The sequence below is a fragment of the Pseudomonas sp. FBCC-B545 genome (genome assembly GCF_059134095.1).
Genome location: NZ_CP101441.1, coordinates 4,359,154 through 4,372,953, shown reverse-complemented (window position 1 = coordinate 4,372,953; position 13,800 = coordinate 4,359,154). Strand labels below are relative to the sequence as shown.

The following is a 13,800-nucleotide window of genomic DNA, read 5'->3' as shown; positions in this document are numbered from 1 at the left end:
GATAGGCCCTAGGCAATCGTGCGCCATGCGGGATAATGCCCGCCTGTTTCCCAGGCTTCGAGCATCTGCATGTCCACTTCCGGTTTTTCCCCTTCCCAGCACCAAGCCAGTACGTTGTACCTGCCACCTGGTCCTTGGGCGACGGTGCTCGATTGCCTGTGCGAGCACTTCCCGGCCATCGGCCGCGAGCAATGGCTGGACCGGATTGCGCGGGGCAGGGTACTGGATATCAATGGCAGCCCTATCAGGCTGGACCTGGCCTACAAGGAAGGCCTGTGCATCTATTATTTTCGCGAAGTGCCCAACGAGAAAGTGATCCCGGTACAGGAGAGCATCCTATACGCCGATGAACACCTGGTGGTGGCGGACAAACCGCATTTCCTGCCGGTTACGCCTGCTGGCGAGTACGTTGAGCAGACGCTGCTGCGTCGCCTGATCCGGCGCCTGGACAACCCCGCGCTGGTGCCCCTGCACCGTATCGACCGGCATACGGCGGGGCTGGTGCTGTTCTCGGCCAACCCGCAAAGCCGCTCGGCGTATCAGCAACTGTTTCCCACGCGGCGTATCGATAAATTCTACGAAGCCATCGCCCCAGCCTTGCCGAACCTCAGCTTTCCGTTGGTGCACAAAAGCCGGCTGGTGGATGGCGAGCCGTTCTTTCGTATGCAGGAAGGGCTGGGCGCCAGTAACACCGAAACGGCTGTGCAAGTGCGAGAGAAAAACGGCCACTTATGGCGCTACGGCCTGTTCCCGGTGACTGGCAAGAAGCACCAGCTGCGCGTGCACATGACCGCGCTCGGCGCGAGTATCTGCAATGACCCGTTCTACCCCGAGGTGATCAAGGATGCCGAGGATGACTACGCCAACCCCCTGAAACTGCTGGCCCAAGGCGTGCGCTTTATCGATCCGTTAAGCGGTGAAGAACGCAGTTTCCGCAGCCAGATCATCCTCGACTGGTAACCCCAGGAACAACAAGGCCCGCGCGAGGCGGGCCTTGTGTGCAAGCGTTGTGGCTTACAGGTCTTTAACGGTGCGAACCTGATCTTTGTTGATGCGGGTGCGCTTGCCGTCAAGCTGTTGGAATTCGTAGAAGCCCGAATCTTCGTCAAATTTCGGGGTGTCGACGGCCTGGATTTCGCGACCGTCATTCAGGGTGATCACTGTTGGCGAAGCGCAACCGGCGAGGGTGGCGAGGCCCAGTGCAAGCATGAGAGCGGCGATGGTCCGTTGAGTCATGAGTTTGTCTCCGAGAGAATACTTTTAAATTGCTGACCTTGTGACGTATGGGACGTCGGCAAAGTTCCTTGTGCAAGGCTCATTCTGACACGCCAGCCCGTGGGTGCAACAGCTCGGGCGTATTAAGGTTGGCAAGGCGCGGGTCATCGGCCGGGCATTGCAGGGCCACGCCACCCAGTTCCAGCAAGATCTTGCGCGGGCTGCGCTCACCCGCTTGCCAGGCCTGTTCCACTTGGTTTTTCAGGCTGGTCGGGATGATGCACAGCAAGGGTTCCCAGAACTCGCCCTGGCGCACCATCACCGGCAGCTGCCGATTGCGTTGGGCGATCTCACGCAAGTCGGCGAGCAGTCGCTCATCGATCTGCGGTACATCGCACGGCAGGATCAGCAGATGCTCATGGCGTGCCGCGAGCAGTCCGGCGCGGATACCGGCAAGGGGGCCGGGAAAGTCCGGGTTTTCATCGCTCACCAATTGATCGGCATAAGGCGCATAGCGTTCATGGTTGCGATTGCACGAGATGATCAGGTCATCGGTGAGCGGCCGGGCCAGCCGTTGCAGGTGGGCAATCAAGGGTTCGCCCAGCCATTGCAGCAGCCCTTTGTCCTGGCCGCCCATGCGTTGGCCGCGACCACCGGCCAACAGCAGGATCGAACAGGGCAGGGGTGAAGATTCAACAGACATGGTGGTTCCGCAGCGGCACGTAAATGGGGGCCTGTGATATAACATCGGGCTGTTCCTTCGACAACCGGACCGTGCCATGAAAGCCAAGGCCGATGCGCCCTTCGTACCCCTGAATATTGCTGTATTGACCGTCAGCGACACCCGCACCCTGGACACCGACACCTCCGGCCAGGTGTTCGTCGACCGCCTGACTGCCGCCGGCCACCACCTGGCCGAGCGCGTACTGCTCAAGGACGACCTCTACAAGATCCGCGCCCAGGTTGCCCACTGGATCGCCGAAGATGTTGTGCAAGTGGTGCTGATTACCGGCGGTACCGGTTTTACCGGCCGCGACAGCACCCCCGAAGCCGTGAGTTGCCTGCTCGACAAACAGGTCGACGGCTTTGGCGAGCTGTTCCGCCAGATATCCGTGGCCGATATCGGCACTTCCACCGTGCAATCCCGTGCGCTGGCCGGCCTGGCCAATGGCACCCTGGTGTGCTGCCTGCCGGGTTCCACCAACGCCGTGCGCACCGGTTGGGACGGCATCCTCGCCGAGCAACTGGATAGCCGTCACCGCCCGTGCAACTTCGTCCCGCATCTGAAACAGGCTGAACCCTGTGAATCCCGTGGGTAAGCCGGGCAAGGTCGGCGCACTGATGCCGGTGGAAGACGCCTTGCAGCGTCTGCTGGCCATGGCCGAAGCCGCACCGATTCGCGAGCAGCAAGCCCTGCCCCTGGCTGAGTGCGACGGCCGGGTCTTGGCCCAGGACCTGATCTCCACACTTGACCTGCCGCCCTGGCCCAACAGCGCCATGGACGGCTACGCCGTGCGCCTGGCGGATTGGACCGGCGAACCGCTGGTGGTGAGCCAACGCATTTTCGCCGGCAATGCGCCCGAGCCGTTGGCGCCCGGCACCTGCGCCCGCATCTTTACCGGCGCGCCGGTACCCCAGGGCGCGGACTGTGTGCAAATGCAGGAAAACGCCGTGGTGCATGCCGACCAGCGCGTCAGTTTTACCGAGCCGCTGCAAGTGGGCGACAACATCCGCCCCCAAGGCCAGGAAACCACGGTCGGTGAATGCGTGCTCAGCGCCGGTACCCGACTGGGGCCCATCGAGCTGGGCCTGGCCGCGTCCCTGGGGTGCGATTGTCTCGACGTGGTGCGCCGCGTGCGCGTGGCCGTACTGTCGACCGGCGATGAGCTGATCGAGCCGGGGTTGCCGCTGGGCCCGGGGCAGATCTACAACAGCAACCGCCGCGTCCTGTGCAGTTGGCTGACACGCATGGGCTGTGAAGTGATCGATGCCGGGATCCTGCCGGATGATCTGGAACAGACCCGCACGCGCCTGGCGGGCCTGGGCGGCGTCGACCTGATCCTGTCCACCGGCGGTGTGTCGGTAGGCGAAGCAGACTTCCTCGGTATTGCCCTGCGTGAAGACGGCGAGCTTGCACTGTGGAAGCTGGCGATCAAGCCAGGCAAGCCGCTGACCTTCGGGCATTTTCGTGGCGTGCCGGTGATCGGCCTGCCGGGCAATCCGGCCTCGACCCTGGTGACCTTTGCGCTGTTGGCGCGCCCCTATCTGCTACGCCGCCAAGGTGTGGCGCAGGTGCAGCCGCTGCGTTTCGAAGTACCGGCAGGGTTCGCCTGGCCCAAGCCGGGTAACCGTCGTGAATACCTGCGTGGGCGTATCGAGCAGGGCAAGGCGGTCATCTACCACAACCAGAGTTCCGGCGTGCTGCGCAGTGCGGCGTGGGCTGAAGGGTTTGTGGAGGTGATGGAAGGCACGACGCTGGATATCGGTGACCAAGTCAATTTCATCCCCCTGAACGAAGTCCTGAACTGACCACAGATCAAAAAATGTGGCCGGCTCCAAATGTGGGAGGGGGCTTGCTCCCGATAGCGGTCTATCAGTTGAAATAATGTGACTGACACACCGCAATCGGGAGCAAGCCCCCTCCCACACTTGGATTTGTATATGCCTGTGGCTCCTCAGTAATCGTCGCCACGCTCAGTGATATCCCGTTCCACCGGCCCCGCATCCGGGTCGTATCCAGCCGGGAACTTGCCCTTCAATGTCCACGCAAACGCAATGATCTCGGCAATCGTGCGGTACAGCTCTTCTGGAATGCTGTCCCCCAGTTCCATGCGCGCCAGCAGCTTCACCAGCTCGGCGTTTTCATAGATGGGTACTTCGTTTTCCCGGGCCAGCTTGAGGATGGCTTCGGCCAGGGCGTCATCGCCCTTGGCGGTCAGCGTGGGGGCCTGTTGGCCGTCGTACTTGAGGGCAATGGCCTGGCGGGGCGGGGCGGCGTTCTTCATGCGGTTTCATCCACCCAGCGTTGTTCCAGTCCGGTTTTGGGGCCGCGTGGCGGGGTGCCCAGGTGGCAATCCAGGTCGCCGACGTTGAGCCCCGAGGACACCAGGCGTTCGCGCAGGCTGCCCAAGTGGCTTTCGATCAGGCTGGCCGTGAACGGGCGGCTGGCCCACAACTGGCTGGACAGTTTGCCCTGGGTCAATTGCGCCTGGACTTGCAGCGGCCCCAGCGGCTCCATGTCGAAGGCCAGTTCGACGCGCCAGAGCATCTGTTTCGGGTCCTTCTTGTCCTTGCGCTCAGGTTGGTCCTTGTCCGACGCCGGCTCCTCGCGCTGAAACTTGACCTGCAACGGCACGATGTCTTGCAAGGTACGCATGGGAATTTCCAGCTGCCAGGTGGTTTGCAGGCGACCGTCGGCGGTAGTGCCGGTCTGTTCCAGGCTCGACAGCTGATGGCTCTGCAAGCGGGAGATCGCGCCGGCGGCCAGGCGCAGCAGGTTCTCCAGGTCGCCTTCACCTTCGAGTTTGGCCATGAGCCGCTCGGGCAGCGGGAAGCTTGCCGGTATCTGCCGGGCACCGACCTGGCCGAGGGTGTTCAACGGGCTGCGGACAAAATGTGGCAGCACCTGGGCCAGGGTATTGGCGGCGAGGATGGCATTCAGGTTGGTGCTGGCGGGCAGGGTGGGCAGCAGGTCCGCGACCAGGCGCAACAGCGCGCCTTTCATATCCAGCGGGGGGATTTGCGGGTTTTGCCCGGCGAGCAGCCTGGCTTCCAGGAAAGCACCGCTGTTCTGGATCACCTGCGCCAGCACCTTGGGGTTGCTGACTTGCGCCAGGTCGGGCAACGCCGCCAATAAACGCTCGGCAGCGGCTCGCAGGTCGGCGGAGGTGCTGTCGCCACGGGGCAGGTTTTGCAAGGCGGTGAACACGGCATCCAGCGAGCCTTGGCGACTTTGCTGGGTGGCAAGCTGTTGCGCCACGGCCAGTTGGTCCTTCAAGCCGCTCAATGGCACGAAGCTCAGGGTTTGCGCGTTCTGCACCACGGCGCTGAGCAAGCTGCCAACCCGTAGGGGTTGAGGACTTTCCAGCGTCAGGGTGGCACCGGCCAGGGCGTTATTGAGCACGCTCACCAGCGAGCGATAGATCGCCGGCTGCGCCGTGCCCTGAGGCAGCATCTGCGTGGTCAGCACTTTGGCTTGCAGCAACGTGCCCACCGGCATTTGCGAGGTATCGAGGCGGGTCAGGGCGGCGACATTGGCGCTCATGGCTTGCTGCAAGGTGATGGCCAGGTTGCCCGCAGGCGTCTGGCTCACCGCGACATTGCTGCCCAACGGCAAGGGCTGGGCGCTGCTGGCCTGGACCAGAGTCTGGCGACCGCCTTCTAGGGTCAACTTAAGCAACAACTGAAAGGCTTCGCTGCCTTGCTTCAGCGCTATGACCTCGGCGTTCACGGTTTTCCCTGGGCCGATCAAGCCGGACTGTGGCTCCAGCAGCCTGAGCAGCTCGCCAGCCGCAGGCAGGGGGGCAGGCTTGGGCGCTGGGGCTGGAGGCAGTGGAGGTAGGTTGATCTCGCCGGTCATCGTGCACGTCGTCTCTGGGGAAATTGCCCTCTTTAGAGTAGGGCATCGCATGTATAATGCCGCCCGTCTGCAATAGAGAGCGGTAAAACCTCACAACTATTTGATCCAGCTCTCTAAAATCGGTCGCCAAAGCCGTTATTGTGCATTTCTCTATAACGGCCGCTGCACCGCCGACTTGAACCGTAAAGGCCCGCGATCTCTTGACCAGCCCTCTTCTTGAAGCCGTAGCGCTTGCCTGTGAACGCGACCTGCGCCTGTTGTTCGAGCAACTCGAGCTGCGGCTGGCGGGGGGCGACATGGTGCAAATCAGTGGGCCTAATGGCAGCGGCAAGACCAGCCTGCTGCGCCTGCTGGCCGGTTTGATGCAGCCCACGGCAGGTGATATACGACTCAACGGCAAGCCCTTGCACGAACAACGTACCGAACTGGCGCGCAACCTGATCTGGATCGGCCACGCCGCCGGTATCAAGGACGTGCTCACCGCTGAAGAAAATCTCAGTTGGCTCAGCGCCCTGCATCACCCTGCTTCCCGCGACGCGATCTGGCAGGCCCTGGCCTCGGTGGGCCTCAAGGGTTTCGAAGACGTTCCCTGCCACACCCTCTCCGCCGGCCAGCAGCGCCGCGTGGCCCTGGCGCGTTTGTACCTGGCCGGTCCGCCGCTGTGGATTCTCGATGAACCCTTTACCGCCCTCGACAAACAGGGCGTGGCCCAACTCGAAGAGCACCTGGCCCAGCACTGCGAGAAAGGCGGCCTGGTGGTACTGACCACCCACCACACCCTGACGCGCCTGCCCGCGGGTTTTCGCGAGTTGGACCTCGGGCGGTGGTCGGCATGAGTGTGTTTGCCCTGTTGGTCGCGCGTGAAGCGCGGCTGCTGTGTCGTCGCCCGGCCGAGCTGGCCAACCCGTTGGTGTTCTTTGCGATTGTGATCGCGCTGTTCCCGCTGGCGGTCGGCCCGGAGACTAAACTGTTGCAAACCTTGTCCCCAGGACTGGTGTGGGTAGCGGCGCTTTTATCGGTCCTGCTCTCGCTGGACGGGCTGTTTCGCAGTGATTTCGAAGATGGTTCCCTGGAGCAGTGGGTCCTTTCGTCGCACCCCTTGCCACTTCTGGTACTGGCCAAGGTACTGGCACACTGGGCTTTTTCCGGCCTGGCGCTGGTGCTGCTCTCACCCTTGCTGGCGATGATGCTAGGGTTGCCCAGCGAGTGCCTGCCAGTGTTGCTTCTATCCTTGTTGCTTGGCACGCCGGCCCTGAGCCTGTTGGGAGCCGTAGGGGCAGCGCTGACCGTTGGCTTGAAGCGCGGTGGTCTGTTGCTGGCCCTGCTGATTCTGCCTTTGTACATCCCGGTATTGATCCTCGGCAGCGGCGCTTTGCAAGCCGCGCTGATGGGCATGCCGGCGACCGGTTACCTCTTATGGCTCGGTAGCCTGACTGCCCTGGCGGTAACCCTGACACCCTTTGCTATAGCTGCCGGCCTGAAAATCAGCGTCGGTGAATAATGAGGTCTGACCCGGCGTTGATGACGTTGAGTCAGTAAAGACCCTGAGCTTCTCGCCACGACGAAAAGCATCCGTGATGGAAACTGCAATGAACTGGACCTGGTTTCACAAGCTCGGCTCGCCCAAATGGTTTTATGGCATCAGTGGCAAGCTGCTGCCGTGGTTGAGCGTCGCCGCCGTGTTGCTGATCGGCATCGGCCTGGTCTGGGGCCTGGCCTTCGCGCCGCCCGACTACCAGCAAGGAAACAGCTTTCGCATCATCTATATCCATGTTCCTGCCGCGATGCTGGCCCAGTCCTGCTACGTGATGCTGGCGGTGTGCGGCATCGTCGGCCTGGTCTGGAAGATGAAGCTGGCCGACGTGGCCCTGCAATGCGCCGCGCCGATTGGCGCGTGGATGACCGCCGTGGCGCTGGTCACGGGTGCAATCTGGGGCAAGCCCACCTGGGGTTCATGGTGGGTGTGGGACGCACGCCTGACCTCGATGCTGATCCTGCTGTTCCTGTACTTCGGCCTGATTGCCCTGGGCAATGCCATCAGCAACCGCGACAGCGCCGCCAAGGCCTGCGCGGTGCTGGCAATTGTCGGCGTGATCAACATCCCGATCATCAAGTACTCGGTGGAGTGGTGGAACACCCTGCACCAGGGCGCCACCTTCACCCTCACCGAAAAACCGGCGATGCCCGTGGAAATGTGGGCGCCACTGCTGCTGATGGTGCTGGGGTTCTACTGCTTCTTCGGTGCCGTACTGTTGCTGCGCATGCGCCTTGAAGTGCTCAAGCGTGAAGCCCGCACCAGTTGGGTAAAAGCCGAAGTGCAAACCAGCCTGGGAGTGCGTGGATGAGTTTTGCTTCTTTCAGTGATTTTCTCGCCATGGGCCACCATGGCCTGTATGTCTGGACGGCCTATGGCATTTGCCTGGCGGTGCTGGCCCTCAACGTCGCCGCGCCGATCCTGGCCCGCAAGCGTTACCTGCAACAAGAGGCGCGACGTCTGCGCCGGGAGACCGAAAAGTGAATCCGCTGCGTAGAAAGCGTCTGTTGATCATCCTTGCCATCCTGGCCGGGGTGGGTATTGCCGTGGGCCTGGCGATGAGCGCCCTGCGGGAGAACATCAACCTGTTCTACACCCCGACCCAGATCGCCAATGGCGAAGCCCCGCTGGACACGCGCATCCGCGCCGGTGGCATGGTGGAGCAGGGCTCGTTGAAGCGTTCCGGCGATTCCCTGGACGTGACCTTCGTGGTCACCGATTTCAACAAGGCCGTGACCATCACTTACCGCGGCATCCTCCCCGACCTGTTCCGCGAAGGCCAGGGCATCGTCGCCCTGGGCAAGCTCAATGCCGATGGCGTGGTGGTGGCTGACGAAGTACTGGCCAAGCACGATGAAAAGTACATGCCGCCGGAGGTCACAAAGGCGTTGAAAGATAGCGGCCAATCCGCGCCTGGCGCGAATCCGCAGCCTGCCAAGGAGGGCTAACCGATGACGTCCGCACTGTTTATTCCGGAGCTGGGCCAGTTGGCGATGATCCTCGCCCTGTGCTTTGCCGTGGTCCAGGCCGTGGTGCCATTGCTCGGCGCCTGGCGCGGTGACCGCCTGTGGATGAGCCTGGCGCAGCCGGCCGCCTGGGGCCAGTTTGCCTTCCTGTTGTTCGCCTTCGGTTGCCTGACCTACGCCTTCATGACCGACGACTTTTCCGTCGCCTATGTCGCAAACAACTCCAACAGCGCCTTGCCCTGGTATTACAAGTTCAGCGCCGTGTGGGGCGCCCACGAAGGTTCGTTGCTGCTGTGGGCATTGATCCTCGGTGGCTGGACCTTCGCCGTATCGGTGTTTTCGCGCCAACTGCCGCAAGTCATGCTGGCACGGGTGCTGGCGGTGATGGGCATGATCAGCATTGGCTTTTTGCTGTTCCTGATCATGACCTCCAACCCGTTCAGCCGCATGCTGCCGCAGATCCCGGCGGACGGGCATGACCTCAACCCGCTGTTGCAGGACATCGGCCTGATTGTGCATCCGCCAATGCTCTACATGGGCTACGTCGGCTTCTCCGTGGCCTTTGCCTTCGCCATCGCCGCCTTGCTCGGCGGGCGCCTGGATGCGGCGTGGGCGCGTTGGTCGCGGCCATGGACCATCGTTGCCTGGGCCTTCCTCGGTATTGGTATCACCTTGGGCTCATGGTGGGCCTACTACGAACTCGGCTGGGGCGGTTGGTGGTTCTGGGATCCGGTGGAAAACGCCTCGTTCATGCCCTGGCTGGTGGGCACGGCGCTGATTCATTCCCTGGCGGTCACCGAAAAACGCGGCGTGTTCAAGAGCTGGACCGTGCTGCTCGCCATCGCTGCGTTTTCCCTCAGCCTGCTCGGCACCTTCCTGGTGCGTTCGGGCGTGCTGACCTCTGTGCATGCGTTCGCCTCCGACCCGGAGCGCGGCGTGTTCATCCTGATCTTCCTGCTGTTTGTGGTCGGCGGCTCGCTGACCCTGTTCGCCCTGCGCGCACCGGTGGTCAAGAGCCAGGTCGGCTTTAACCTGTGGTCGCGGGAAACCCTGCTGCTGGGCAATAACCTGGTGCTGGTGGTGGCCGCGTCGATGATCCTGCTCGGCACCCTGTACCCGCTGGTGCTGGATGCCCTCAGCGGCGCCAAGCTGTCCGTGGGCCCGCCGTACTTCAATGCCTTGTTCATCCCGCTGATGGGCTTGTTGATGGTGGTGATGGCGGTGGGCGTGCTGGTGCGCTGGAAAGACACTCCGGTGAAATGGCTGGTGGGCATGCTCGCTCCGGTGCTACTCGGCAGCGTTGCGCTGGCCGTGGTCGCCGGTATTGCCTACGGCGACTTCAACTGGGCAGTGCTCGCCACCTTCCTGCTCGCCGCCTGGGTATTACTGGCTGGTGTGCGTGACATCGTCGACAAGACCCGTCACAAAGGTTTGCTCAAAGGTCTGCCGACCCTGACCCGCAGCTACTGGGGCATGCAGATCGCCCACATCGGCATCGCGGTGTGCGCCCTCGGTGTGGTGCTGTCCAGCCAGAACAGCGCCGAGCGCGACCTGCGCCTGGCGCCGGGCGAATCCATGGACCTGGCCGGTTACCACTTCATCTTCGAAGGTGCCAAGCACTTCGAAGGGCCGAACTTCACCTCAGACAAAGGCACGGTGCGCGTGGTGCGCAATGGCAAGGAAATCACCGTGCTGCACCCGGAAAAACGCCTGTACACCGTGCAGAGCTCGATGATGACCGAAGCGGGCATCGACGCCGGTTTCACCCGTGACCTGTATGTGGCCCTCGGAGAACCTCTGGGCGACGGCGCCTGGGCCGTGCGGGTGCATGTCAAACCCTTCGTGCGCTGGATCTGGTTCGGCGGTCTGCTCACCGGTTTTGGCGGTTTGCTCGCAGCGCTGGACCGGCGTTATCGGGTCAAGGTCAAGAGCCGGGTGCGTGAAGCACTGGGTATGGGAGCTGCGGTATGAAGCGTTGGTTGATGGTGGTGCCACTGGCGTTGTTCCTGCTGGTGGCGGTGTTCCTGTATCGCGGTTTGTACCTGGACCCGGCCGAGCTGCCTTCGGCGATGATCGGCAAGCCGTTCCCGGCATTCAACCTGCCGACAGTGCAGGGCGACAAGATCCTGACCCAGGCCGACTTGCAGGGCAAGCCGGCGCTGGTCAATGTGTGGGCGACATGGTGCATTTCCTGCCGCGTCGAGCATCCGGTGCTGAACAAGCTGGCCGAGAAGGGCGTGGTGATCTACGGCATCAACTACAAGGACGACAATGCGGCGGCCCTTAAATGGCTGGCCGAGTTCCATAACCCCTACCAGCTGGATATCCGCGATGAAGACGGCAACCTCGGTTTGAACCTTGGCGTGTACGGCGCGCCGGAGACCTTCTTTATCGACGCCAAGGGCGTGATCCGCGACAAGTATGTCGGCGTGATCGACGAGGTAGTGTGGCGCGAGCAACTGGCCGCCAAGTACCAGGCCCTGGTCGATGAGGCCAAGCCATGAAGCGTCTGTTAGCCGCCGCTGTTTTGGCCTTGGGCCTGGCCGGTGTGGCCCACGCTGCCATCGACACCTACGAATTCGCCAACGACGCCGAGCGCGAGCGTTTCCGCGACCTGACCAAGGAACTGCGCTGCCCCAAGTGCCAGAACCAGGACATCGCCGACTCCAACGCACCCATCGCCACCGACCTGCGCAGAGAGATCTTCCGCATGCTGGGTGAGGGCAAGGACGACCAGCAGATCATCGATTTCATGGTCGACCGCTACGGTGATTTCGTGCGCTACAAACCGGCCCTCACCGGCAAGACCGCGCTGCTCTGGTTCGGCCCTGCCGGCCTGCTGCTGGCCGGCGTCGTGGTGATGGCGGTGATCGTGCGTCGTCGCCGCGCCGCGCCGACCGATGGTTCCGATGCGCTTTCCCCTGAAGAGCGCAAACGTCTCGACCAATTGCTGGACACCAAGACTGATGATTGATTTCTGGCTCGCAGCCGGCTTGCTGCTTCTGATTGCCCTGAGTTTTCTGCTCATCCCGGTACTGCGCGGCCGCCGTGCCCAGCGTGAGGAGGATCGCACCGCGCTGAACGTTGCGCTGTATCAGGAGCGCGTCGCCGAGCTGCAAGTGCAGCAGGACGAAGGTGTATTGAACGCCGCGCAACTGGACACCGGCCGCGCCGAAGCCGCCCGTGAGCTGCTGGCCGATACCGAAGGCGTGGAAAAGCCCCGTGAATCGCGCTTGGGTAAACCCTTGCCGTTTTTGGCGGCGTTTCTGGTGCCCGTCCTCGGCGTTGTGCTGTACCTGCATTATGGGGCGAGCGACAAGGTCGAACTGACCCGTGAGTTCTCCCAGCCGCCGGTATCCATGGCCGACATGACCCAGCGCCTGGAGCGTGCCGCGGCAGCCCAGCCGGACTCGGCCGAGGGCCTGTACTTCCTGGGCCGCGCCTACATGGCCCAGGACCGTTCCGCCGATGCCGCCAAAGTCTTCGAGCGTACCGTGGCATTGGCCGGGCGCCAGCCGGAATTGCTCGGCCAGTGGGCCCAGGCGCAATACTTCGCCGACAACAAACAGTGGTCGCCCAAGGTGCAGGCGCTGACCAACGAGGCGTTGAAGCTCGACCCCAAGGAAGTCACCAGCCTTGGCCTGTTGGGTATCGCCGCCTTTGAAGGCCAGCGTTACCAGGAGGCGATCGACTACTGGAACCGCCTGCTGGCGCAACTGCCGGCGCAAGACAATTCTCGTGTGGCGCTGCAAGGCGGTATCGATCGCGCTGCCGAGAAGCTCAAGGAAAGCGGCGGTACGGTCGCGCACAAGGCGGTCATGACAGTGCGTGTGGACCTGTCCGCCGAGGCGAAAGCCAAAACCTTGCCGACCGACAGCGTGTTCATCTTCGCCCGCGCCGTCTCCGGCCCACCGGCACCGTTGGCGGCCAAGCGCATCACCGTCGCCGAACTGCCCATCACCGTTGAACTGGGCGATGCCGATGCAATGATGCCGCAGTTGAAACTGTCCAACTTCCCCGAAGTCCAACTGGTTGCGCGCATATCCCGGGCAGGTGTTCCGACCACTGGCGAATGGATCGGCCGCAGCCAACCCCTGGCCAGCAGCACCACTGCGCCGCAGCAGCTGACCATCGACAGTCCGGATAAATAACTCGAGGAAACGCCCATGACCGCATTTGCACGCATCACCCTGCTTAGCCTGGTACTTGGCTTGAGCGCTTGTGCGGTCCACCGCCCACCGCCGTCCCCCACTGGCCCGACCATCCCGCCGTCGGGTCCGTCGACCCAGCCGACCATCCCGCCGTCGGGTCCGTCGACCCAGCCGAGCACCAAGCCGTCTGGCCCGGTGACCCCGCCGCCGAAGCCATTGCCAACCAAATCGCCCACCTTCGCTCCACCACCGGGCGCCGCCAGCCACTGGGACGGCAAGATGCAGGTGTACGTACTCGACGACCAGACCGACACCTTCTACCGCCAGCGCACCTACTATCGCTGGAGCAACGGCTGGAGCCGCTCCATCAGCCCCAACGGGCCCTGGGAAGAAACCAACGTACAAGGCGTGCCGCCGGGGTTGAGCAAGCAGTACGCACAATGACAAAAGGCGACTCTCGGGTCGCCTTTTTCATGGCCTTGAAATGCACTTTGGCAATCACCGCCGGGCAAATGTGGGAGGGGGCTTGCTCCCGATAGCGTAGGTCAGTCAATGATCAGCTGAATATTACACCGCCATCGGGAGCAAGCCCCCTCCCACAGTAGATCTGTGCGCCATAAAGCAGCTGGGCGGCGAAGTCGGGATTGGGTGGGGCCATCCTGAAAGCGCAGGGGATTACATCGTCGTGGGCTGAAAAAACGGTCTGCCAGCCCCGATTGCAGTGGTTCAGTCACTGATGGGGTGGGTCAAACAGGGCGAGCTGTGCGCAGGCGGTCGACCAGGGATGGAAACCTGGTTGGGGCACGGCCTCCTGCGTACAGCTCGCTCGGCATAATGGCGGCATTCCGGATGGTT

17 protein-coding genes are annotated in these 13,800 nt (G+C 62.8%); 13 read left to right on the top strand and 4 right to left on the bottom strand.

Annotated features, from left to right (window positions below; genetic code table 11):
• Positions 1 to 69: 69 nt before the first annotated feature.
• The gene (locus tag NMB39_RS20190; RefSeq protein ID WP_057022200.1) at positions 70 to 960 is read left to right on the top strand and encodes a pseudouridine synthase; all 891 of its coding nucleotides are present in this window, start codon (positions 70 to 72) and stop codon (positions 958 to 960) included.
• Positions 961 to 1,014: 54 nt separating this feature from the next.
• Here NMB39_RS20190 and NMB39_RS20185 read toward each other — a convergent pair whose 3' ends face one another.
• Entirely contained in the window at positions 1,015 to 1,236 is a 222-nt protein-coding gene (locus NMB39_RS20185) for a YgdI/YgdR family lipoprotein (RefSeq protein WP_005786486.1), read from the bottom strand.
• A gap of 79 nt (positions 1,237 to 1,315) precedes the next feature.
• Positions 1,316 to 1,918 carry a molybdenum cofactor guanylyltransferase MobA gene (gene mobA, locus NMB39_RS20180; RefSeq protein ID WP_494340162.1) on the bottom strand — a complete coding sequence of 201 codons (603 nt, stop codon included), beginning with the start codon at positions 1,916 to 1,918 and terminating at the stop codon, positions 1,316 to 1,318.
• A 76-nt stretch (positions 1,919 to 1,994) separates the two neighbouring features.
• On the opposite strand from mobA, the gene moaB reads away from it, so the two are divergent.
• Together moaB and NMB39_RS20170 are read left to right on the top strand one after the other, a co-directional pair.
• Positions 1,995 to 2,534, top strand: a complete 540-nt coding sequence (gene moaB, locus NMB39_RS20175) for a molybdenum cofactor biosynthesis protein B (RefSeq protein ID WP_043050439.1) — start codon at positions 1,995 to 1,997, stop codon at positions 2,532 to 2,534.
• The gene (locus tag NMB39_RS20170) at positions 2,518 to 3,744 is read left to right on the top strand and encodes a molybdopterin molybdotransferase MoeA (protein WP_494340163.1); all 1,227 of its coding nucleotides are present in this window, start codon (positions 2,518 to 2,520) and stop codon (positions 3,742 to 3,744) included. The genes moaB and NMB39_RS20170 overlap by 17 nt, the downstream gene beginning before the upstream one ends.
• Before the next feature lie 146 nt (positions 3,745 to 3,890).
• Here the strand turns inward: NMB39_RS20170 and NMB39_RS20165 are convergent, their stop codons facing one another.
• Together NMB39_RS20165 and fliK are read right to left on the bottom strand one after the other, a co-directional pair.
• Positions 3,891 to 4,220: an EscU/YscU/HrcU family type III secretion system export apparatus switch protein gene (locus NMB39_RS20165; protein WP_057022203.1), complete on the bottom strand. Its 330-nt coding sequence runs from the start codon at positions 4,218 to 4,220 to the stop codon at positions 3,891 to 3,893.
• Positions 4,217 to 5,794 carry a flagellar hook-length control protein FliK gene (gene fliK, locus NMB39_RS20160; protein ID WP_494340164.1) on the bottom strand — a complete coding sequence of 526 codons (1,578 nt, stop codon included), beginning with the start codon at positions 5,792 to 5,794 and terminating at the stop codon, positions 4,217 to 4,219. The genes NMB39_RS20165 and fliK overlap by 4 nt, the downstream gene beginning before the upstream one ends.
• Before the next feature lie 200 nt (positions 5,795 to 5,994).
• Here fliK and ccmA point away from each other — a divergent pair, with 200 nt between their 5' ends.
• From ccmA to NMB39_RS20110, 10 genes are all read left to right on the top strand, one after another.
• Entirely contained in the window at positions 5,995 to 6,630 is a 636-nt protein-coding gene (gene ccmA, locus NMB39_RS20155) for a cytochrome c biogenesis heme-transporting ATPase CcmA (protein ID WP_367236613.1), read from the top strand.
• Positions 6,627 to 7,295, top strand: a complete 669-nt coding sequence (gene ccmB / locus NMB39_RS20150; protein ID WP_057014556.1) for a heme exporter protein CcmB — start codon at positions 6,627 to 6,629, stop codon at positions 7,293 to 7,295. The genes ccmA and ccmB overlap by 4 nt, the downstream gene beginning before the upstream one ends.
• Before the next feature lie 88 nt (positions 7,296 to 7,383).
• Positions 7,384 to 8,139: a heme ABC transporter permease gene (locus NMB39_RS20145; RefSeq protein WP_046071622.1), complete on the top strand. Its 756-nt coding sequence runs from the start codon at positions 7,384 to 7,386 to the stop codon at positions 8,137 to 8,139.
• Entirely contained in the window at positions 8,136 to 8,312 is a 177-nt protein-coding gene (ccmD, locus tag NMB39_RS20140; RefSeq protein WP_003172771.1) for a heme exporter protein CcmD, read from the top strand. Before NMB39_RS20145 ends, ccmD begins: the two co-directional genes overlap by 4 nt.
• Entirely contained in the window at positions 8,309 to 8,776 is a 468-nt protein-coding gene (ccmE, locus tag NMB39_RS20135) for a cytochrome c maturation protein CcmE (protein ID WP_043050431.1), read from the top strand. Before ccmD ends, ccmE begins: the two co-directional genes overlap by 4 nt.
• A 3-nt stretch (positions 8,777 to 8,779) precedes the next feature.
• Entirely contained in the window at positions 8,780 to 10,765 is a 1,986-nt protein-coding gene (locus NMB39_RS20130) for a heme lyase CcmF/NrfE family subunit (protein WP_464006731.1), read from the top strand.
• Positions 10,762 to 11,298 carry a DsbE family thiol:disulfide interchange protein gene (locus NMB39_RS20125; protein WP_057022208.1) on the top strand — a complete coding sequence of 179 codons (537 nt, stop codon included), beginning with the start codon at positions 10,762 to 10,764 and terminating at the stop codon, positions 11,296 to 11,298. The genes NMB39_RS20130 and NMB39_RS20125 overlap by 4 nt, the downstream gene beginning before the upstream one ends.
• On the top strand, positions 11,295 to 11,768 hold the full coding sequence (locus NMB39_RS20120) for a cytochrome c-type biogenesis protein (protein ID WP_043050428.1): 474 nt from the start codon (positions 11,295 to 11,297) through the stop codon (positions 11,766 to 11,768). Before NMB39_RS20125 ends, NMB39_RS20120 begins: the two co-directional genes overlap by 4 nt.
• Positions 11,761 to 12,945, top strand: coding sequence for a c-type cytochrome biogenesis protein CcmI (ccmI, locus tag NMB39_RS20115; RefSeq protein ID WP_494340165.1), 1,185 nt, complete (start codon positions 11,761 to 11,763; stop codon positions 12,943 to 12,945). The genes NMB39_RS20120 and ccmI overlap by 8 nt, the downstream gene beginning before the upstream one ends.
• A gap of 15 nt (positions 12,946 to 12,960) precedes the next feature.
• Positions 12,961 to 13,389: a hypothetical protein gene (locus NMB39_RS20110; RefSeq protein WP_494340166.1), complete on the top strand. Its 429-nt coding sequence runs from the start codon at positions 12,961 to 12,963 to the stop codon at positions 13,387 to 13,389.
• Positions 13,390 to 13,800 lie beyond the last annotated feature (411 nt).